Source organism: Rhodovulum viride, from assembly GCF_003265965.1.
Taxonomy (GTDB): domain Bacteria; phylum Pseudomonadota; class Alphaproteobacteria; order Rhodobacterales; family Rhodobacteraceae; genus Rhodovulum; species Rhodovulum kholense.
On the sequence record NZ_MUAV01000003.1, the window covers coordinates 1 to 21,136 of the forward strand.

General features: G+C 65.6%; 17 protein-coding genes and 2 pseudogenes. 13 read left to right on the plus strand and 6 right to left on the minus strand.

From position 1 onward, the window contains the following. The first annotated feature begins 98 nt into the window (after window positions 1-98). The 6 genes from purS (at window position 99) to BYZ73_RS02800 (ending at window position 8,590) form a co-directional block, all read left to right on the plus strand. A complete protein-coding gene (gene purS, locus BYZ73_RS02775; RefSeq protein ID WP_108027003.1) occupies window positions 99-338 on the plus strand; it encodes a phosphoribosylformylglycinamidine synthase subunit PurS in 240 nt (79 codons plus the stop codon). A gap of 3 nt (window positions 339-341) precedes the next feature. After that, window positions 342-1,385 carry a zinc-dependent alcohol dehydrogenase family protein gene (locus BYZ73_RS02780; protein ID WP_112314822.1) on the plus strand — a complete coding sequence of 348 codons (1,044 nt, stop codon included), beginning with the start codon at window positions 342-344 and terminating at the stop codon, window positions 1,383-1,385. 24 nt (window positions 1,386-1,409) lie between these two features. After that, the gene (gene purQ, locus BYZ73_RS02785; RefSeq protein WP_108027008.1) at window positions 1,410-2,078 is read left to right on the plus strand and encodes a phosphoribosylformylglycinamidine synthase subunit PurQ; all 669 of its coding nucleotides are present in this window, start codon (window positions 1,410-1,412) and stop codon (window positions 2,076-2,078) included. 46 nt (window positions 2,079-2,124) lie between these two features. Continuing rightward, entirely contained in the window at window positions 2,125-3,888 is a 1,764-nt protein-coding gene (locus BYZ73_RS02790) for a sensor histidine kinase (RefSeq protein WP_108027010.1), read from the plus strand. 7 nt (window positions 3,889-3,895) lie between these two features. Continuing rightward, entirely contained in the window at window positions 3,896-5,230 is a 1,335-nt protein-coding gene (locus BYZ73_RS02795) for a sigma-54-dependent transcriptional regulator (RefSeq protein ID WP_108027012.1), read from the plus strand. 417 nt (window positions 5,231-5,647) lie between these two features. Continuing rightward, window positions 5,648-8,590, plus strand: a complete 2,943-nt coding sequence (locus BYZ73_RS02800) for a ribonuclease E/G (protein WP_112314823.1) — start codon at window positions 5,648-5,650, stop codon at window positions 8,588-8,590. A 61-nt stretch (window positions 8,591-8,651) separates the two neighbouring features. On the opposite strand, the gene BYZ73_RS02805 is transcribed toward BYZ73_RS02800, so the two are convergent. Then, window positions 8,652-8,891: a sulfurtransferase TusA family protein gene (locus tag BYZ73_RS02805; protein ID WP_112314824.1), complete on the minus strand. Its 240-nt coding sequence runs from the start codon at window positions 8,889-8,891 to the stop codon at window positions 8,652-8,654. A 130-nt stretch (window positions 8,892-9,021) separates the two neighbouring features. On the opposite strand from BYZ73_RS02805, the gene BYZ73_RS02810 reads away from it, so the two are divergent. Then, window positions 9,022-9,774: a cytochrome c biogenesis CcdA family protein gene (locus tag BYZ73_RS02810; RefSeq protein ID WP_112314825.1), complete on the plus strand. Its 753-nt coding sequence runs from the start codon at window positions 9,022-9,024 to the stop codon at window positions 9,772-9,774. Between the two features lie 329 nt (window positions 9,775-10,103). Here the strand turns inward: BYZ73_RS02810 and BYZ73_RS24075 are convergent, their stop codons facing one another. The 3 genes and pseudogenes from BYZ73_RS24075 to BYZ73_RS23690 form a co-directional block, all read right to left on the minus strand. Next, entirely contained in the window at window positions 10,104-10,400 is a 297-nt protein-coding gene (locus BYZ73_RS24075; RefSeq protein ID WP_112314826.1) for an IS66 family transposase zinc-finger binding domain-containing protein, read from the minus strand. A 61-nt stretch (window positions 10,401-10,461) separates the two neighbouring features. Beyond that, window positions 10,462-10,680: a transposase gene (locus tag BYZ73_RS02820; RefSeq protein ID WP_112314827.1), complete on the minus strand. Its 219-nt coding sequence runs from the start codon at window positions 10,678-10,680 to the stop codon at window positions 10,462-10,464. A 758-nt stretch (window positions 10,681-11,438) separates the two neighbouring features. After that, window positions 11,439-11,717 (minus strand): annotated as a pseudogene (locus BYZ73_RS23690) (integrase core domain-containing protein); the annotation flags it as partial. Between BYZ73_RS23690 and BYZ73_RS02830 the strand changes: the two are divergent. Further along, window positions 11,718-12,183, plus strand: a pseudogene (locus tag BYZ73_RS02830) (IS5 family transposase); the annotation flags it as partial. It abuts the pseudogene before it with no gap. Between the two features lie 127 nt (window positions 12,184-12,310). Here BYZ73_RS02830 and clpA read toward each other — a convergent pair. Both clpA and gloB read right to left on the minus strand, forming a co-directional pair. Next, entirely contained in the window at window positions 12,311-14,647 is a 2,337-nt protein-coding gene (gene clpA, locus BYZ73_RS02835; RefSeq protein ID WP_112314829.1) for an ATP-dependent Clp protease ATP-binding subunit ClpA, read from the minus strand. Between the two features lie 175 nt (window positions 14,648-14,822). Then, window positions 14,823-15,584 carry a hydroxyacylglutathione hydrolase gene (gene gloB, locus BYZ73_RS02840; protein ID WP_112314830.1) on the minus strand — a complete coding sequence of 254 codons (762 nt, stop codon included), beginning with the start codon at window positions 15,582-15,584 and terminating at the stop codon, window positions 14,823-14,825. 66 nt (window positions 15,585-15,650) lie between these two features. Here gloB and BYZ73_RS02845 point away from each other — a divergent pair, with 66 nt between their 5' ends. The 5 genes from BYZ73_RS02845 (at window position 15,651) to atpD (ending at window position 21,120) form a co-directional block, all read left to right on the plus strand. Beyond that, window positions 15,651-16,397, plus strand: coding sequence for a class I SAM-dependent methyltransferase (locus tag BYZ73_RS02845; protein WP_112314831.1), 747 nt, complete (start codon window positions 15,651-15,653; stop codon window positions 16,395-16,397). A gap of 288 nt (window positions 16,398-16,685) precedes the next feature. Then, the gene (locus tag BYZ73_RS02850; RefSeq protein ID WP_112314832.1) at window positions 16,686-17,246 is read left to right on the plus strand and encodes a F0F1 ATP synthase subunit delta; all 561 of its coding nucleotides are present in this window, start codon (window positions 16,686-16,688) and stop codon (window positions 17,244-17,246) included. Beyond that, window positions 17,247-18,785 (plus strand): F0F1 ATP synthase subunit alpha, encoded by a 1,539-nt coding sequence (atpA, locus tag BYZ73_RS02855; protein WP_108027032.1) that lies wholly within the window; start codon window positions 17,247-17,249, stop codon window positions 18,783-18,785. A gap of 21 nt (window positions 18,786-18,806) precedes the next feature. Continuing rightward, window positions 18,807-19,676, plus strand: a complete 870-nt coding sequence (locus BYZ73_RS02860; RefSeq protein ID WP_112314833.1) for a F0F1 ATP synthase subunit gamma — start codon at window positions 18,807-18,809, stop codon at window positions 19,674-19,676. 19 nt (window positions 19,677-19,695) lie between these two features. Then, window positions 19,696-21,120, plus strand: a complete 1,425-nt coding sequence (gene atpD / locus BYZ73_RS02865; RefSeq protein WP_112314834.1) for a F0F1 ATP synthase subunit beta — start codon at window positions 19,696-19,698, stop codon at window positions 21,118-21,120. The last annotated feature ends 16 nt before the right edge of the window (window positions 21,121-21,136 follow it).

Sequence of the window (21,136 nt, forward strand, 5' to 3'; positions counted from 1 at the left end):
CCGCGCGCCCGCCGCGACAGACGGCCACCAAAGACCGCGCCCGGTGACTGCGCCGGGCGCCGGGACAGCACCAGGACAATACAAGGAAGGACGACCCGATGAAGGCCCGCGTTCATGTCATGCTGAAGGACGGCGTGCTCGACCCGCAGGGCGAGGCGGTGCGCCACGCCCTGGGAACGCTCGGTTTCGAGGGCGTCGGCGGGGTCCGGCAGGGCAAGGTGATCGACCTCGATCTGGACGCGACCGACAAGGCCGCGGCCGAGGCGCGGGTGCGCGAGATGTGCGAGAAGCTGCTCGCGAACACGGTGATCGAACGCTACGACATCGAGATCGTCTGAGCGATGCGGGCCGCGGTCCTCACCGGCTGGCGCAAGCCGCTGGAGGTCTCGAAGGTCGACGACCCGGACTGCCCCAAGGACGGGGTGGTCCTGAAGGTCCTGGCCTGCGGCATCTGCCGGTCGGACTGGCATTCCTGGACGGGCGCCGATCCGGACGTGTCGCTGCCGCTGATCCCGGGCCACGAATATTGCGGCGTGGTCGAAGAGGTCGGGCCCGGGGTGACCCGCTGGCAGGTCGGCGACCGGGTCATCGCGCCCTTCATCCTGGCCTGCGGCCATTGCGCCGACTGCGCCTCGGGGCATCAGACGATCTGCGCGCATCAGGTGCTGCCGGGCTTCACCCAGGCCGGCGCCTTCGCCGAACTGATTGCGGTGCCCTTTGCCGATACCAACCTGACGCCGCTGCCTGAAACCATGGAGCCGGCGCTGGCCGCCGCACTTGGCTGCCGGGTGACGACCGCCTGGCAGGCGTTGACCGGGCGCGCCGCGCTGCGGCCGGGCGAATGGCTGGCGATCTTCGGCGGCGGCGGGGTCGGGATCTCGGCGCTGATGCTGGGCCGGGCGCTGGGCGCGCGGGTCGCGGTCGTCGATGTGGTGCCCGACAAGCTGAACTATGCGGTCGCGCTGGGCGCCGATGCGGTGATCGACGCGCGCGCCGGGGACGCGGCCGAGGCGGTGCGCGAGGTCACCGGCGGCGGCGCCCATGTGGCGATCGAGGCGCTGGGTATCCCCGAGACCACAATCGGCGCCATGAAATCCCTGCGCAAGCTGGGGCGCATGGTGCAGGTCGGCATGCCCACGGGCAAGAACACCACGATGGCTTTGCCGATGGATGCGGTCTATTCTGGCCAGTTGGCCGTTTACGGCACCCGCGGCATGGCGGCCTGGAAGTATCCCTCGCTGCTGTCGCTGATCGACGGCGGGCATGTGGACCTGACGCCGCTGATCGGCCGCCGCGTGAAACTGACCGAGGCCAGTGGCGAACTGGCCGCTTTCGATGCCCCCGCACCGCCCGGCGTTGCCGTGATCACCAATTTTCTCGCCTGAGAACCGCCACAGAGGAACCCGCCCATGAAAGCCGCCGTTCTCGTCTTCCCCGGGTCGAACTGCGACCGCGACCTTGCCATGGCCTTCCGCAACGCGGGCGCCGAGGTCACCATGGTCTGGCACAAGGACAGCGCGCTGCCCGAGGGTGTCGACGTGGTGGGTATCCCGGGCGGGTTTTCCTTCGGCGACTACCTGCGCTGCGGTGCCATCGCGGCGCGCTCGCCCATCACCCGCGCGGTGATCGAGCATACCGCCCGCGGCGGCTATGCGCTGGGGGTCTGCAATGGCTTTCAGGTGCTGACCGAAACCGGCGTCCTGCCGGGCGCGCTGATGCGCAATGCCGGGCTCAAGTTCGTCTGCCGGTCGGTGCCGCTGACGGTCGAGACAGCCGACAGCGCCTTCACCGACGGCTATTCCAAGGGCCAGCGCATCGCGATTCCGGTCGCGCATCACGACGGCAACTATGTGGCCGATGCCGATCTGGTGGAACGTCTGAGGGCCGAGGACCGCATCGCCTTCACCTATGCCGAACCGATCAACGGCGCGACCGCCGACATCGCCGGGATCCTGTCGGAAAACCGCAGGGTGCTGGGCCTGATGCCGCATCCCGAACGGGCGGCGGAACCCGCGCATGGCAATACCGACGGGGCGGCGCTTTTCCGCTCGCTTCTGGGCGCACTCGTCCCGGCGTGACCCCGCGCCGCTTGAGCGTTCCTTCGCGCAAGCGTAATTTGCGGGCATGTCCGGTCCCACGCGCAGCCCCTATCGGTCCGCATATCCCCTGCGGGGGGTCTGGATCGTGCGCGTTGCGGTCTGCCTCCTCATCCTGATCGCGGTCGCGACGGTCTGGACCACAAATACCTGGCTGACGGACCGTTTCACCGAAAGCACGCGCAGCCGGGCGCAGGTGCGGATGGCGCTCTATTCGGGCAACGTCGTCAGCGAGTTGCAGCGCGCCTCGGTGGTGCCGCTGCTGCTGTCGCGCGACCCCACGTTGATTCGCGCGCTGGAGAATGTCGACTTCTCGCAAAGCTCGCAGTTGCTGATTTCCTATGTCGATGAAATCGGTGCCGCCTCGCTGCAGCTTCTGGACGATACCGGCCGTGTGGTGGCCGCGACCGACCGCTCGACCATCGGCACCAATCTGCGGTCGGCCCCGTTCTATGTCGAGGCGCTGAGGTCGAACGATACCGTCTTCATCACCTCGCGCGCCGAAGCGGGGAATTTCACCTTCACCTATTCGCGCGCCATCACGGTCGACCGCAAGAAGGCGGGCGTGATCGTGGTGGGCGTCGATCTTGCCAAGTTCGAACAAAGCTGGGCGGGCATTTCGGACGCGGTGATCGTGACCGACAGCGAGGGCCAGATCATCCTCGCCACCGAACCGCGCTGGCGCGGGCGGCTGGTCAATGAGGCGCTCGACGCGCGCTCGGCGCCCTCGGCCGTGGCGCGTGCCATCCAGGCGACCGCCGACTGGGGCGCGCTGCCGCCCGATGCCTATGTGATGGGCGAGGCGGTGATGCGCAACGAGGCGCGGATACCCTTCCGCGGCTGGCGCATCATCTCGTTCACGCCCTATGTCTCGATCCGCGACAAGGTGAATGCCGTGCTTGCGCTCGAGATCATGGGCTTCGCCATGCTGCTGGCGCTGTCCTTCTACCTGCTGTCGCGCCGGGCGCAGATGAAGTCGCTGGGCTATCAGCGCGAGACGGTCGAGCTGCGCGAGCTGAACGCGCGCCTTCAACGCGAGATCGCCGAACGCGAGCGCGCCGAGAAGAACCTCGAGGTGGCCGAGCAGACGCTGGAGCAAAGCTCGAAGCTGGCTGCGCTGGGCGAGATGTCTGCCGCGATCAGCCACGAGCTGAACCAGCCGCTCGCTGCCATGAAGACCTATCTGGCGGGCGCACGCCTGCTGTTGCAGCGCAAGCGCCCCGACGAGGCGCTGTCCTCGTTCCAGCGGATCGACGACCTGATCGAGCGGATGGGCGCGATCACCCGCCAGCTGAAAAGCTATGCCCGGAAGGGCGGCGACGCGTTCGAACCGCTGGACATGCGGTCCTGCGTCTCTGGCGCGCTGTCGATGATGGAGCCGCAGCTCAAGCGGCGGAAGGTGACGATCACCCGGTCGCTGCCGCGCGAGCCGGTGATGGTGATGGCCGACCGCATCCGGCTGGAACAGGTGATCATCAACCTGTTGCGCAACGCGCTTGACGCGACCCGCGAAAGCCCGGTGCCGCAGATCGACCTGATCCTGTCGTCGGGCGAAACCGCGACGCTGACCGTGCGCGACAACGGTCACGGGATCGAGGACATCGACAAGCTGTTCGAACCCTTCTACACCACCAAGCAGCCCGGGGACGGCGTCGGGCTCGGGCTTGCCATCTCGTCGGGGATCGTCGCCGACCTTGGCGGCCGCCTGACAGCCCGCAATGCGCGCGAAGAGGGGGCTGTCTTCGAGGTGCAGCTTCCCATATTGAACCAGGACAAAGAAGCCGCGGAGTGAGCAGCACATGCCTCAGGCCATGAAGATCGCCATCGTCGATGACGAACAGGACATGCGTCAGTCGATCAGCCAATGGCTGGCCCTGAGCGGATTCGAGACCGCCACCTACGCCCGGGCGGAGGATGCGCTGAAAGAGATCGGGCCCGACTATCCGGGCGTCGTCGTGACCGACATCAAGATGCCGGGCATGGACGGGATCACCTTTCTGAAGCGGTTGATGAGCCAGGATTCCTCGCTGCCCGTCATCATGATCACCGGCCATGGCGATGTGCCCATGGCGGTCGAGGCGATGCGGATCGGTGCCTTCGACTTCATGGAAAAGCCGTTCAACCCCGACCGCATGACCGAACTGGCCAAGCGGGCCAGCCAGACCCGGCGGCTGGCGCTCGACAACCGGGCGCTGCGGCGCGAGCTGGGCGACGGCACAGTTCTGGTCAAGAAGCTGATCGGGTCCTCGGCGGTGATGGAGCGGCTGCGCGAGGACATTCTCGACCTGGGGCAGGCCGATGGCCATGTGCTGATCGACGGCGAAACCGGCACCGGCAAGACGCTTGTTGCCCATGCGTTGCATGCAGTGGGGCCGCGCGCCGGGCGCAAGTTCGTCCAGATCGCCTGTGCCGCCTTCGATCCCGAGGCGCTGACCGCGCGGCTTTTCGGGCCGATCGAGGACGGCTCGACCACGCTTCCGGCGGTCGAGGAGGCTCGCGGCGGAACGCTGTGCCTTGAGGATATCGACGCGCTGTCTCCGACGCTGCAGGCCCGTCTGCTGACCTTCATCAACGAACAGGGCAGCCCCGCCGAAACCCGGATCATCGCGGTCTCGAACTTGCAGGAGCAGGACAAGACCGTCGAGGACATGCTGCGTCCGGATCTTTTCTACCGGCTTGCGGCGATGAAGATCACCCTGCCGCCGCTGCGCAATCGGGGCGAGGATATCCTGACGCTTTTCAACCGGCTGAGCGACCAGTTCGCCGAGGAATATGGCTGCGACGCGCCCGAGGTGACCGCGCAGGAGGCCGCCCAGCTGATGCAGGCGCCCTGGCCGGGCAATGTGCGCCAGCTGATCAACATCGCCGAACGCGCGGTGCTGCAGAACCGGCGCGGTTCGGGCACCATCGCGAGCCTTCTGATGGCCGATAACGAGGCCAGCCAGCCGGTAATGACGACGGAAGGCAAGCCGCTGAAAGAATATGTTGAGGCTTTCGAGCGCATGCTGATCGACAACACGATGCGGCGGCACAAGGGCTCGATTGCGGCGGTGATGGAAGAGCTTTGCCTTCCGCGGCGTACCTTGAACGAGAAGATGGCCAAGTATGGCCTTAGTCGGTCGGACTATCTTTGACCCGCAACTGCGGCGTGTGGAAAAAGGCATTGTCTTTGACCGTCTCCACCCGCTAATGTCAACTGACGGAGGACCGTGCCGCCTGTCGGCCGCTCCGGAAGATTTTGAGTTTCGCTGTTTTTTCGCGCGGCGCAGGGCCCAGAGGCCCGTTGCCCGCAAGGAACAGATCGATCTGGCCGGTTTCGGCCAACCGCATTCCGGCGCGGAAATGACGCCGGGACAACCGAATGGATGCCGCTTGACGCGGCATCGGAGACGAACCGCGATGGAGCGTGCAGAGATGACGAGGCAGGGACGCAGACGGCTTGACGCCGCCGCCCGCGCCTCACATGCACGCCTTGACGCCCCAACAAGACACCCACCAGGCCGTTCTGCCCCGCCGGGGCCGAGCGACCTGCCGTGGTGCAAAGAGATCCAATGGCAAAGAAGATGCTCATCGACGCCACCCACGCGGAAGAAACCCGCGTTGTCGTGGTGGACGGAAACAAGGTTGACGAGTTCGATTTCGAGTCGGTCAACAAGCGCCAGCTCGCTGGCAATATCTATCTAGCGAAAGTCACCCGGGTCGAGCCGTCGCTCCAGGCGGCCTTCGTCGATTACGGCGGAAACCGTCACGGCTTCCTGGCCTTCTCGGAAATCCATCCCGACTATTACCAGATCCCCGTCGCCGACCGCGAGGCCCTGCTGGCCGAGGAACGCGCGCTGGCCGAGGACCTCGATGATGAGGATGGCGAGGGCGACAAGCCCAAGCGTCGCGGCCGGTCGCGCCGCAAGCCGCGCTCGGGCAGTGGGGCGTCGGGCCCCGCTGTTGCCTCCGGCGATCAGGCCGAGGAGGGCGCGTTCGACACCGAAGACGGGGACGAGGATCCCGCAGACGAGATCGAGGAACTCTCCGCGTCCGCCGAGGATGCGGACGACGACAGCGCGTCCGAACCCGACGCCGAAGAGGCCGAGGGGCCTTCCGATGCGGTTTCCGACGACGACGCGGACAACCCTGAGACGGATGCCGCCGAAGCGGCGGACGGCGACGAGGGGGAGGACGACGATACCCCGCCCACCGTCATGGCGATGACGGCCCATAGCGACGATCCGGTCGAGACCCGCGAGCCGGGCGCCGGCATTCCCGGCATGGACGTGGTCGATCTGGGCGAGGACGACGAAACCGCGAGCGACCTGGCCGACGAGCCGTCTTCGGAAAGCGCCTCCGAGGGCCGCAAGTCCTCGTCGCGCCGCCGCCGTCGCGGATCGCGCAAGAAGCCCGACGAGGCTGAGGATGAGGCGCCCGCCGTGCCCGCCGCCGAGGCGGACGATGAGGGTCCCGAAGAGGTGCATCACGACGACCAGATCGAGTCGGTCGCCGAAGAGGACGTCACCGAAGAGATCCGTCCGCGCAAGCCGCGCGCCCGGCGCTACAAGATCCAGGAAGTGATCAAGGTCCGGCAGATCATGCTGGTCCAGGTCGTCAAGGAAGAGCGCGGCAACAAGGGCGCGGCGCTGACCACCTACCTGTCGCTGGCTGGCCGCTACTGTGTGCTGATGCCGAACACGGCGCGGGGCGGCGGGATAAGCCGCAAGATCACCAATGCCGTCGACCGCAAGAAGCTGAAGGAAATCGCGTCGGAGCTGGACGTTCCGGAAGGCGCGGGCCTGATCATCCGGACTGCGGGCGCCAAGCGCACCAAGTCCGAGGTCAAGCGCGACTACGAATACCTGCAGCGGCTCTGGGAACAGATCCGCGAGCTGACGCTGAAATCCATCGCGCCCGCGCCGATCTACGAGGAAGGCGACCTGATCAAGCGTTCGATCCGCGACCTCTATAGCCGCGAGATCGACGAGGTTCTGGTGGAAGGCGAGGGCGGCTATCGTCTGGCCAAGGACTTCATGAAGATGATCATGCCGTCCCACGCCAAGAACGTGAAGCACTACACCGACCCCATGCCGCTTTTCGCGCGCTATCAGGTCGAAAGCTATCTGTCGTCGATGTTCAACCCGGTGGTGCAACTGCGCTCGGGCGGTTACATCGTGATCGGCGTGACCGAGGCGCTGGTCGCCATCGACGTCAACTCGGGCCGGGCCACCAAGGAAGGCTCGATCGAGGAGACCGCGCTCAAGACCAACCTCGAGGCCGCCGAGGAAGTGGCCCGCCAGCTGCGCCTGCGCGATCTCGCGGGGCTGATCGTCATCGACTTCATCGACATGGAAGAGCGCAAGAACAACGCGTCCGTCGAGAAGCGCCTGAAGGACAAGCTGAAAACCGACCGTGCGCGGATTCAGGTGGGCCGCATCTCTGGCTTCGGCCTTCTCGAGATGTCGCGCCAGCGTCTGCGCCCCGGCATGATCGAGGCCACGACGCAGCCCTGTCCGCATTGCCACGGTACCGGGCTGATCCGGTCTGACGACAACCTGGCGCTCAGCATCCTGCGCCAGATCGAGGAAGAGGGCGTGCGCGGCCGGTCGCGCGAGGTGTTGCTGAAGGCACCGATTGGCATCGTCAACTTCCTGATGAACCAGAAACGCGAGCATGTCGCCCAGATCGAGGCCCGCTACGGCTTGTCGGTGCGGATCGAGGCCGATCCCTTCCTGATCTCGCCCGACTTCTCTATCGAACGGTTCAAGACCGCGACCCGGTCGGTGCCCGAGGTGGTGACGCCGGTCGTGTCGCTGGACATGAGCGACATGCCCGACCCGGTCGAGGAGGAGGAAGAGGACGAGGCGCCGGTCGTCGAGACCGCCGCCCAGCCCGAGGCCGACGAAAAGGGTGACGACAAGCCCGGCAAGAAGCGCCGCCGCCGCCGCCGCCGCAAGAAACCCTCGCAAGGCGGGGACGACCAGAGCTTCGAGGCCGGTTCGGCCGAGGACGATGCCGAGGGCGAGGATGACGGCGACGCCGGGGATAAGGCCGAAGCCGAACCGCGCGAGGCCGGCGACAGCGAGGACGAGGCCGCTCAGGCCGAGGAGAAATCCGACGACAAGCCCCGCCGGACCCGGCGGAGCCGGTCGCGCGGCCGCAAGTCCGACCGGACCGAGAACGAAACCGACGGGGTGACGGAGGCCGCGGCCGAGGCTGTCGAGCCGTCGGCGCAGGACCTGCCCGCACCGGCGCCCGAAGCTGCACCCGAACCGTCGGCCGATCCCGAACCGGCTGTCGAAACGGCCCTGGCGGAGGAGGAGCAGAGCCCCGAAGCCACCACCGAGGCCACCACCGGGACCGCAGATGCGCCCGAGCCGGTGGAGCCCGCAGACCCCGTGGCCGAAGCCCCTTCGGAGGCGCAGCCCGAGCCTGAAACGCAGGCTGAAGAGCCTCAAGCCGACGAGTCCGACGCGCCCAAGCGGCGCGGCTGGTGGTCGCTCGGTCGCTGACCGGCGGCACCGGGAAGACCTACAGGCACGGTCAAGGCCCGGCGCCCTTCGGGGGCCGGGCCTAACCTTTCCGGATCAGGTAAAGCGTGGCGCCCGCCGCGTCCGGGTCGTCGTCCTCGGCCGCGATCAGCGCGTGCCCGGCCTCCCGGCAGAAATGCGGAATGTCGATCACCGCGACCGGGTCGTCCGCCCGAAGCCGCAGAAGGCCCCCGGGCGCGAGACCGGCCAGAGCCTTGCGCGCCCGCAACACCGGAAGCGGGCATTTCAGTCCCCGCACGTCGATTTCGATCTCTTCCGCCATGGCGCCGCGCTTAGGCTCGATGCGCCCACATGTCCACGGCTTTGTGAGACCGTCGCCCGTGACGAATGAACCGGCTTCGGCTAGGACCGAAGCGAGGTCAAGAGACCGGGGACCGGGCGACGGAGGGGCAATGTTCGGAATCGAGCTGATCGACGCGGGGCTTCTGCCCGCCATGCTGGTGGCGCTGGCGGCGGGCCTGCTGAGCTTTCTCAGCCCCTGCGTGCTGCCAATCGTGCCGCCCTACCTGGCCTATATGGGCGGGATCACGATGGGCGAACTGACCGCGGCCGGGGCGGCACGGCGGCGTGCGACGGTGGCCGCGCTCTTCTTCGTGCTGGGGCTTTCGACCGTGTTCCTGCTGCTGGGGTTCACCGCCTCGGCCTTCGGGGCATTCTTCCTGCAGAACCAGACGCTTTTCGCCCGGGTATCGGGCGCGGTGGTGATCGTCTTCGGTCTGCATTTCCTGCATGTCTTCCGGATTCCGCTGCTGGACCGCGAGATGCGGGTCGATGCGGGCGATCGCGGCGGCTCGGCTCTTGGGGCCTATCTGCTGGGACTGGCCTTTGCTTTCGGATGGACTCCCTGCATCGGGCCGCAACTTGGCGCGATCCTGTCGCTCGCGGCCTCCGAGGCCAGCGTCTCGCGCGGGACCGTCCTGCTGGCGGTCTATGCGGCGGGGCTTGGCATTCCCTTCCTGCTGGCCGCACTTTTCATTCAGCGGGCGATGGGGGTGATGAACCGTCTCAAGCGCCACATGGCCCTGATCGAACGCGCCATGGGCGTGTTGCTGATTGCGGTCGGGCTGGCCCTGTTGACCGGCGCGTTCAGCGCGTTCAGCTACTGGTTGCTGGAGACCTTCCCCTCGCTTGCACGCCTCGGCTGACACCGCTGCGAGTTCTGCGCGACCCTGTCGAGCGCTGACCCGGGCTTCCGATGGCGCCGCCAGGCAAGTGGGAGACGGGGGAAGGATAGGGTGGTTTGTCGTGCGTGAAAGGTCCCCGTCCGTGGAGATCGGTTTCGCGGCAAGTCGCGACAAGGGATGCGATTTTTCCGATGTTCACAACTGATCTGTGTTCTCCGGCGAGAAGCCTATGTCTGAGTGGCAGTTTATAAAGGTCGGACAGTCTGGCCCCGTCATTCGCAGGGACCTGTGCGGATCTGCGGGCGGCAATCGGTTCGCCACCAGAACTCGGGGTAAGCGTTTTGTCGGGATCATGGGGGCTCAGGTTGAGGGCCCGGAATTGCACGGCAGACGTGCGTCGATTCGCTGTTGCGGATGTGCTGCGTCAATCGCCTCGTCGGGTGCTCAGAAGTGCAGGTGCGGCAGGCATAGCGGGGCCGCATGGTGCCAATGAACCGCAGCCGCGCGGGGATGGTGTCGAGCCCTTCCGTCCCGTTCTTGCCAGTCTTGCGCATGCGTCCGCAGTCAAAGGCATTGTCGCGATCAGGATGCACACCCGGTCGGACCGGATCATGCCAATAGCCGCAACACGGCGGCGATCCGCTCATCCGCAGCGCCGGGCTCGAGCCGTACGGTCACCACGGCGACGGCGATCTCGATGCCGCCGCCCTAACCCGTGGCAGCCACAGGTTCCGGCGGCGCCACCATCGGCGGCACGAACTCCGCGGCATCGCCCGGCGCGGGACGCACGGGCTTTCCTGCGCGCGCCATTTGCCGCCAGGCTAAATTATGGCTTACCGGAAGCCCGTGCCGCGCGGCCAGGTCGTTCACGGTCGCGCCCGGACGCAATGTGTCGGCCACAATCTCCACCTTCAGGGCATCGGGCACTTCCGGTTCCGCCGCTGGCTCTCGCGCTGGTTCGTGAGAACCTCAAAATGCGCTTTCATTGAGAAAGTCACTCTCTGCGCTTCGCAGGAAATGAGATCTCCGAGCCGCCCTCTCATAAACAGGTGAGGCGGGAACACCGCACTCAACTCAGGCGTGACCCCGAGCGATCTCCGGGTCCCGGTTGCGGCATGCGCGTGCGGGCCGCCAGCGCGGTCGAAGGTCGGTGTATCGGGTGACCCTCCTCGTGCGTCGGAGCCAGATCGCTGTCACGCTGAGGGGATGACAATTGCGGGAACGCCGACCCTTCGACATTTCTGGTCGCGGTTGCTTCGCATGGCATCGGCAGACGTATTTGAGGCGAAACCAATCCGGGGCGAAAAGCAAGCATGCGGCGGTTCCAGCGATCCGGGCTGTGCATGAAACGGGCTTCAAACGATGACAGTCCATTAGGGTCGGGACCCACTGATTTGCTTGATGCCGCTCTGTCGGCGTGATTCACGCTCCCAAACAGGTGAGGGCTTCATGACCAATCCTTTCTGGCTGACGGACGAACGGATGGAGCGGGTGAAACCTTCGTCGGGAAAACAGTCCCCCGAACTGTTTTCTGATCCTCCAAACTCCCGAAGAGCCATGGTAAGTCTGACCTTCCCCCGCGATTAGGGCCGGGGCGATCCAGAATGTTCCGGTCGAGTTTGAGTGTTGAGCGGCGACGCGGAGACCGCAAGAGTCTCAAGCGCCCGAGCGGTGGTCTTGGTCAGGAACTCCGTTGGTGAGAGGTATCCGAGCGCCGAATGCGGGCGCGCGGTGTTGTGGTGATGGCGCCAGCGGCCGATCTCTTCGCGGGCCCGGCGCAGCGACCGGAACCAGTGCAGGTTCAGGCATTCATACCGAAACTTGCCGTTGAGGCTCTCGACGAAGGCATTCTGGACCGGCTTGCCGGGCTCGATGAACCGTAAACGCAGGCCGGTACGTTCGGTCCAATCGAACATCGCCTTGCTGCTGCTTTCGAGGCCGTTGTCAAGAACGATCTCCTCGGGCATCTGAAACCCCATCGCACGGCGTCGAGCCTGCAGCGCGAAGGCGGCATGGGCGTGATTGGCAGGACCAAGGGCGGCTTGAACACCAAACTGCATGCCATAACGGACGCCAGAGGCCCTCCAGTCAAGTGCTTCATAACGACCGGCCACGCCAGCGATTACACCGTTGCGGCCGTGCTGCTGAGCCGCCTGCCTCAGGGGACTGGCTGCTCGCCGACCGAGGCTATGATGCCGATTGGTTCCGAGACGACCTGAAAGAAAAGGGGATCAGGCTCTGCATCCCGGACCGAAAATCCCGCGGCAAGCCCGTCAAATACGACAAGCGCCGGTGCAAACGTCGCAACCGGAGAGAGATCATGCTTGACAGGCTCAAGGACGGGCCGCGAGCAGCGACCATTAGGACAGAGGCCCAAAGGTTTTCATCTCCGCGGTCGCTCTCCCTGCCACCGTCATGTTCTGGCGTTGACGATGAATGTGTCCGGAGCCTGGCGGCAGGCCGCAGGAGTCCACAATCCGCTTCTTGCGTTCGTGCAAATTAAAGGCGCGGCGGAGAAACGCCGCGCCTCTTTTCCGCGAAAGGGGCTGTCTGCCGCCTATTCCGCCGTCAGAAGAGGCGGCTTTTTCGATGAATCGAGGCGTCGTTTCTCGGGCTCCTCGATCCTGAGGTCGATCTCGCCATCCCGGACGCCGACCTTGACCACACCGCCTTTGGCCAACTTTCCGAACAGCAACTCTTCGGCCAGCGGTTTCTTGATCGTCTCCTGGATGACGCGAGCCAGCGGCCGGGCGCCCATCTTGTCGTCGTAACCCTTGTCGGCCAGCCATTCGGCAGCGGGCCGGGTCAGCTCGATGGTGACGTTGCGGTCCATCAACTGGGCTTCGAGCTGCAGCACGAACTTCTCGACGACCTGCAGGATGGTCTCTTTCGGCAGTGGCGCGAAGGAGATTACCGCATCGAGCCGGTTGCGGAACTCGGGCGTGAAGGTCCGCTCGATGGCGGCTGTATCCTCGCCTTCGCGCCGGTCGCGGCCGAAGCCGATCGCCGCCTTGGCCTGTTCCGCGGCCCCGGCATTCGAGGTCATGATCAGGATCACGTTCCGGAAATCGACCTGCCGGCCGTTATGATCGGTCAGCTTGCCGTGGTCCATCACCTGCAACAGGATGTTGAACACGTCCGGATGCGCCTTCTCGATCTCGTCGAGCAGCAGCACGCAATGCGGGTTCTGATCGACGCCGTCGGTCAGCATGCCGCCCTGATCGAAGCCGACATAGCCCGGAGGCGCGCCGATCAGACGGCTGACGGCGTGTTTCTCCATGTATTCGGACATGTCGAAGCGCAGCAGTTCCACCCCGAGGCTGGAGGCGAGTTGCTTGGCGACCTCGGTCTTGCCGACACCCGTGGGCCCGGCAAAGAGGTAGTTGCCGATGGGCTTTTCGGGTTCGCGCAGACCGGCCCGGGCCAGCTTGATCGAGGCAGACAGCGCCTCGATGGCCTTGTCCTGGCCGAAGACCACGCGCTTGAGCGTCGTTTCCAGGTCCTTCAGCAGCTTGGCATCGTCCTTCGAGACGTTCTTCGGCGGGATCCGGGCGATCTTGGCCACGACGGCCTCGATCTCCTTGGTGCCGATGGTCTTGCGGCGCTTGCTTTCTGCCAGCAGATGCTGGGCGGCGCCCGCCTCGTCGATGACGTCGATGGCCTTGTCGGGCAGCTTGCGGTCATGGATGTAGCGTGCGGCCAGTTCCACCGCCGACTTTATGGCGTCGGAGGTGTATTTGACCTCGTGATGTTCCTCGAAATAGGGCTTGAGTCCCTTGAGGATCTTGACCGCATCCTCGACCGAGGGCTCGTTCACGTCGATCTTCTGGAACCGGCGGCTCAGTGCGCGGTCCTTCTCGAAATGCTGGCGGAACTCCTTGTAGGTGGTCGAGCCCATGCAGCGCAGCTTGCCGCCTTGCAGCGCGGGCTTCAGCAGGTTCGAGGCATCCATCGCCCCGCCCGAGGTCGCACCGGCGCCGATCACGGTATGGATCTCGTCGATGAAGAGGATCGCATCGGGGTGATCCTCAAGCTCGGTAACCACCGCCTTCAGCCGTTCCTCGAAATCGCCGCGATAGCGGGTCCCGGCCAGCAGGGCGCCCATGTCGAGCGCAAAGATCGTGGCCTTCGACAGCACCTCGGGGGTTTCGCCGCTGACGATCTTGCGGGCGAGCCCTTCGGCGATGGCGGTCTTGCCAACGCCCGGATCGCCGACCAGCAGCGGGTTGTTCTTGCGGCGGCGGCACAGCACCTGGATGCAGCGCTCGACCTCCTGGTCGCGGCCGATCAGCGGGTCGATATCGCCCTTGCGCGACTTGGCATTCAGGTTGACGCAGTACTTGGCCAGCGCGGATTCCCGGGACTCGCCGGCTTCGGTCTGGGCGGCGCCGACCTGCGGCTCTTCCTCAAATTCCGAGGCGCCGGTCACCGGGCGGTGTTCGCCGAAGGACGGGTCCTTGGCCACGCCATGGGCGATGAAGTTCACCGCATCGTAGCGCGTCATTTCCTGTTCCTGCAGGAAATAGGCGGCGTTCGATTCCCGTTCGGCGAAGATCGCGACCAGGACGTTCGCGCCGGTGACTTCGGTCCGGCCCGAGCTTTGGACATGGATCGCGGCGCGCTGGATCACCCGCTGGAACGCCGCTGTCGGCACCGCCTCGGAGCCCTCGATATCGGTCACGAGCGTCGCCAGTTCATCCTCGATGAATTCGGTGAGCGTCTTGCGCAGATCCTCGAGATCGACCGAGCAGGCCTTCATCACCTTGGCCGCGTCGGGCTCGTCGATCAGTGCCAGGAGAAGGTGTTCGAGAGTGGCGAGCTCGTGTCGGCGCGCATTGGCTTGTGCCAGCGCAGCGTGAATGGCTTGCTCGAGAGTGTTTGAGAATGAAGGCACGGGACGTGCTCCTTTCCTTCTGTGGCAGAGGCGGGCATTGCCGTTCCTCCACCTTGGCCCCTTAGGATTAAGTTTTGGTGTTTGTTGGCCCGCTTCAAGTTTTTTCTGTTCAAAACTTGGACGCCGTTTCCGGTTCGCCCGGTTTTTCGGCAGGGCCGCCGGGGCGGCGCGAGCCTCAGAACCTGTCCTTGCGCGCGCGGATCTCGGCGAAGACCTCGACATCGGCGGCGGTCTCCAGGCCCAGCGCCGCCTTCAACTCGGGTCTGCCTGCGCGCAGGAAGGGATTGGTTGCGAGTTCGACGGAAAGCGGCACCGGTACGGTCGGACGGCCCTCGGCGCGGTGCCGGTCGATTTCGGCCGAACGGGCGCGGAGCGCGTCGTTGCCGGGCTCGACGGTCATGGCGAAGCGGGCATTCGCTGATGTATATTCGTGGCCTGAGAAAACAAGGGTCTCGGGCGGCAGCGCGGCCAGTTTCGTCAGGCTGTCCCACATCATCGCGGGCGTGCCCTCGAACAACCGGCCGCAGCCCAGGGCCATCAGGCTGTCGGCGGTGAAGACCGCGTTTCCGCCGGCAAAGAGGTAGGCGACGTGACCGAGCGTGTGGCCGGGCACCGCGATTACCTCGGCCTCGGCCGGGCCCTCGCCGATCCGGTCGCCTTCGGCCAGCGCCCGGTCGAGCGGCGGCAGCCGCGCCGCCTCGGCCGCCGGACCCATCACCTGTGCACCGAAACGTGTCCGCAGTTCGGCGACGCCGCCCACGTGGTCGTGATGGTGATGAGTGATCAGAATCGCATCAAGGCCCCAGCCGCGCGACTCCAGCGCCTCGGCAATCGGGCCCGCCTCGGGCGCGTCGATCAGAAGGGCCCCGCCGGGTCCTTTTACGAGATAGGCGTAGTTATCGCTGAGGCAGGGGACGGTGACGATCTCTAGGGGCATGGCATTCTCGTTCGTCTTGGTTATCTTGGGACCCGAGACCCAAAGCCCAGAGGCAGCCGCGCGGCAATGCATCTCGACGTTCTGGACCTGAGGAACTTCTACTACCGCACCAATCTGGGGCGCGTGGCGCAGAGGGCAATCCGCGAGCAGGTGCGCGAGATCTGGCCCGAGACCAAGGGCCAGACGGTCGCGGGCTTCGGTTTTGCGGTGCCGCTGCTGCGGCCGCTCAGGGCCAGCGCGCGCCGGGTGGTGGCGCTGATGCCCGGCCAGCAGGGGGTGATGCCCTGGCCTGCGGGCGAGGAAAACGTCTCGGTCCTGTGCGAAGAAACCGCCTGGCCGCTGCCCGACGGGTTCGTCGACAAGCTGGTGCTGCTGCACGGTCTTGAAACCAGCGAACATCCGGGCGCGGTGCTTGAGGAATCGCTGCGAGTTCTCAGGCCAGGGGGCAGGGCGCTTTTCATCGTGCCGAACCGGTCGGGCCTCTGGGCCCGTCGGGACGGCACGCCGTTCGGGTTCGGCCGGCCCTACAGTTCCGGCCAGCTCGAGGCGCAATTGCGTCAGCACGGGTTCGAACCCGAGGCCCATCGCGCCGCCTTGTTTTCGCCGCCGACCGCCAGGCGATTCTGGCTTAAAACCGCCGGGATCTGGGAAAACGCAGGGCAACGCATGTCTGCCTATTATGCGGGCGGCGTGCTGATGGTTGAGGCGACCAAAAGAGTCTACCGGCCGACGGGGCTGGCGACAAAGGATCCGCGGCCCCGGCCGCTGCGCATTCTCGATGGTCTGCCCCAGCCCGGCGCCGAACCCGCCTGAGAGGCCAGCGGGCATGGGCTTTCGCGGTCCGCGCCGCGGCCTGAGGGCCGCCGCGCGCCGCCGCACCGGGCGCGGTTGCCCCGGCGGCACCCGAGGGTCTTGCGGCCCGTTGTGGCGTGACCGTTACCCCCTGCAACATTCTGCCGTTCTAGGCGGTTGCGAGGTCAATCCTCCTCTGCTACACCCACGCCGATTTCGGAGCGTGCCCGACCGGGCGCGCCGCTTGATCTGCCCCGTCCGGGAGTTTAACGGGCATGCGAGGGGCCTTAAGACATCGGAAGGGTTGACGTGTCCGAACCAGCTTCGATTTCGTCCGGCATTGCCAAGCGCTATGCCACCGCGCTGTTTGACATCACCAGGGAAGCCAATGCCATTTCCGCACTCGAAGCCGATGTCGACGCGCTCGACGCGGCCTTGGCTGAAAGCGGGGAATTTCGAGACCTGATTTCGTCGCCGATCTATTCGCGTGACGATCAGGCCCGGGCCATAGACGCCATTGCGTCGAAAATGGGGCTGGGCCGGATGATGGCGAACACGCTGCAACTGATGGCCTCGAAACGGCGGCTGTTCGTTCTGCCGCAGATGGTCGCCGAACTGCGCGCCCTGATTGCAGAGGCCAAGGGCGAGATCAGCGCCGATGTGGTGTCGGCCCGGCCGCTGAGCGAGGCGCAACGCGCCGCGCTGGCCGCCGCGCTGAAAGAGAACGCCGGCAAGGACGTCAAGATCAATGCTTCCGTCGATGAAAGCCTCATCGGCGGCCTTATCGTAAAACTGGGCTCGAAGATGATCGACACCTCGATCCGCGCGCGGCTCAGTGCACTCCAGAACACCATGAAAGAGGTCGGATAAATGGGTATCCAAGCAGCTGAGATCTCTGCGATCCTCAAGGAGCAGATCAAGAATTTCGGTCAGGAGGCCGAAGTTGCAGAGGTAGGCCGCGTGCTGTCGGTGGGTGACGGCATTGCCCGTGTCCATGGCCTCGACAACGTCCAGGCGGGCGAGATGGTCGAGTTTCCGGGCGGCATTCGCGGGATGGCCCTGAACCTCGAGATCGACAACGTCGGGATCGTGATCTTCGGGTCGGACCGTGCCATCAAGGAAGGCGACGTCGTCAAGCGGACCAACGCGATCGTGGACGTGCCCTGCGGCGACGCGCTGCTGGGGCGCGTGGTCGACGCCCTGGGCAACCCGATCGACGGCAAGGGTCCGATCGCGACGACCGAGCGCCGCGTCGGCGACGTCAAGGCGCCGGGCATCATTCCGCGCAAATCGGTGCACGAGCCGATGGCCACCGGCCTGAAATCGGTCGACGCCATGATCCCGATCGGCCGTGGCCAGCGGGAACTGATCATCGGCGACCGTCAGACCGGCAAGACCGCCGTGGCGCTCGACACCATCCTGAACCAGAAATCCTACAACGAAGCCGCGGGCGACGACGAGAGCAAGAAGCTCTACTGCGTCTACGTCGCCATCGGCCAGAAGCGTTCGACCGTGGCGCAGCTGGTGAAGAAGCTCGAGGAAACCGGCGCGATGGAATATTCCATCATCGTGGCCGCGACCGCCTCGGACCCGGCGCCGATGCAATACCTCGCCCCCTACACCGCCACCGCGATGGGCGAATTCTTCCGCGACAACGGCCGCCACGCCCTGATGATCTATGACGATCTGTCCAAACAGGCCGTCGCCTACCGTCAGATGTCGCTGCTGCTGCGCCGTCCGCCGGGGCGCGAAGCCTACCCGGGCGACGTGTTCTACCTCCATTCCCGCCTGCTGGAACGGTCGGCCAAGATGAACGAGGATCACGGCGCCGGTTCGCTGACCGCCCTGCCGATCATCGAAACCCAGGCGGGCGACGTGTCGGCCTATATCCCGACCAACGTGATCTCGATCACCGACGGCCAGATCTTCCTGGAAACCGACCTGTTCTATCAGGGCATCCGTCCGGCCGTGAACACCGGTCTGTCGGTGTCGCGGGTGGGCTCGGCGGCCCAGACCAATGCGATGAAATCGGTCGCGGGTCCGGTGAAACTGGAACTGGCGCAGTATCGCGAGATGGCGGCCTTCGCGCAGTTCGGCTCGGACCTCGATGCCGCGACCCAGAAGCTGCTGAACCGCGGCGCGCGTCTGACCGAGCTGATGAAGCAGCCGCAATATTCGCCGCTGACCAACGCCGAAATCGTCTGCGTGATCTTCGCAGGGACCCAGGGCTATCTCGACAAGGTCGCCGTCAAGGACGTGACCCGCTACGAGGCGGACCTGCTGAGCTTCCTGCGCACCAAGCACCAGGCGCTGCTGGACGACATCACCAACAACGACCGCAAGGTGAAGGGCGAGCTCGAGGACAAGATCCGCGCCGCGCTGGACGAATTCGCCAAGAACTTCGCCTGAGCGGGGATGGGATCAGGATAGATGCCTAGCCTCAAGGACCTCAAGAACCGGATCGCCAGCGTCAAGTCGACGCGAAAGATCACGAAGGCCATGCAGATGGTCGCGGCGGCCAAGCTCCGCCGCGCCCAGGAAGCTGCCGAGAATGCACGGCCCTACGCCGCGCAGATGGAAAAGGTCATGTCCGGGCTCGCGGCCTCGGCCACCGGGGCGGCGAATGCGCCGAAGCTTCTGGTCGGCACCGGAGCGGACAAGGTGCACCTCTTGGTCGTGATGACGGCCGAGAGGGGCCTTTGCGGCGGCTTCAACTCGTCGATCGTGCGTCTGGCGCGCCACAAGGCGCAGGACCTCATCGCCGAGGGCAAGACCGTCAAGATCCTGACCGTGGGCCGCAAGGGCCGCGAGCAGCTGAAGCGCGACTTCGCCGACCATTTCGTGGGCCATGTCGATCTGAGCGAGGTCAAGCGCATCCGCTACGGCAATGCGCGCGACATCTCGCAGGACATCATCGCCCGGTTCGAAAAGGGCGAGTTCGACGTCGCGACGATCTTCTTCAGCCGCTTCAAGTCGGTGATCAGCCAGGAACCGACCGCCCAGCAGATCATCCCGGCCGTCTTCGACGAACCCGAGGACAGCTCGACCATGTATGATTACGAGCCCACCGAGGGCGAGATCATGGCCGAGCTTCTGCCCCGCGGGGTGGCGACCCAGATCTTCGCCGCGCTTCTTGAGAACGGCGCCTCGGAACAGGGCGCGCGGATGTCCGCCATGGACAACGCGACCCGGAACGCGGGCGACATGATCGACAAGCTGAACCTCGAGTACAACCGCTCGCGTCAGGCTGCGATCACCAAGGAGCTGATCGAAATCATTTCGGGCGCCGAGGCGCTCTAACGGAACCGGAGAAACGACAATGGCAAATGCTGTAGGCAAGGTCACCCAGGTGATTGGCGCCGTGGTCGACGTTCAATTCGACCAACACCTGCCCGAAATTCTGAACGCGCTGGAAACCGAGAACAACGGCAAACGGCTGGTGCTGGAAGTGGCCCAGCACCTCGGCGAGAACACCGTGCGCACCATCGCCATGGACGCGACCGAGGGTCTCGTGCGCGGCGCCAAGGTCACGGACTCGGGCAAGCCGATCTCGGTGCCTGTGGGCGACGCCACGCTGGGCCGCATCCTCAACGTGATCGGCGAGCCGGTCGACGAAAAGGGTCCGGTGCACGCGTCGGAAACCCGCGCCATCCACCAGCCGGCCCCGGAATTCGCCGAACAGGCGACCTCGTCCGAGATCCTCGTGACCGGCATCAAGGTCATCGACCTGCTGGCCCCCTATTCCAAGGGCGGCAAGGTCGGCCTCTTCGGCGGGGCCGGCGTGGGCAAGACCGTTCTGATCATGGAACTGATCAACAACATCGCCAAGGTGCACTCCGGCTACTCGGTGTTCGCGGGTGTTGGCGAGCGGACCCGTGAAGGCAACGACCTCTATCACGAGATGATCGAGTCGAACGTCATCAAGGTCGACGATCTGTCCAAGTCGCAGGTGGCCCTGGTCTACGGCCAGATGAACGAGCCTCCGGGAGCCCGCGCCCGCGTCGCGCTGACCGGCCTGACGCTGGCCGAGCAGTTCCGCGACCAGTCCGGCACCGACGTGCTGTTCTTCGTCGACAACATCTTCCGCTTCACCCAGGCGGGCTCCGAGGTGTCGGCGCTTCTGGGCCGTATTCCTTCGGCCGTGGGCTACCAGCCGACGCTGGCGACCGACATGGGTGCGCTGCAGGAACGCATCACCTCGACCAAGCGTGGCTCGATCACCTCGGTTCAGGCGATCTACGTGCCCGCGGACGACCTGACCGACCCGGCGCCCGCGACCTCGTTCGCCCACCTCGACGCCACCACGGTTCTGTCGCGTGCGATCTCGGAACTCGGCATCTACCCGGCGGTGGACCCGCTCGACTCGACCTCGCGGATCCTTGATCCGGCCGTGGTCGGCGAAGAGCATTACCAGGTGGCCCGCGACGTGCAGGGCATCCTGCAACGCTACAAGTCGCTGCAGGACATCATCGCCATCCTCGGCATGGACGAACTGTCGGAAGAGGACAAGCTGACCGTGGCCCGCGCCCGGAAGATCCAGCGGTTCCTCAGCCAGCCCTTCGACGTAGCGAAGGTGTTCACCGGTTCGGACGGCGTCCAGGTGCCGCTTGAAAAGACCATCGCGTCCTTCAAGGCGGTCGTGGCCGGCGAATACGATCACCTGCCGGAAGCCGCCTTCTACATGGTTGGCGACATCGACGACGTGATCGCCAAGGCCGAGAAGATGGCGGCCGACGCGGCCTGATAGGGCTTACGGCGCC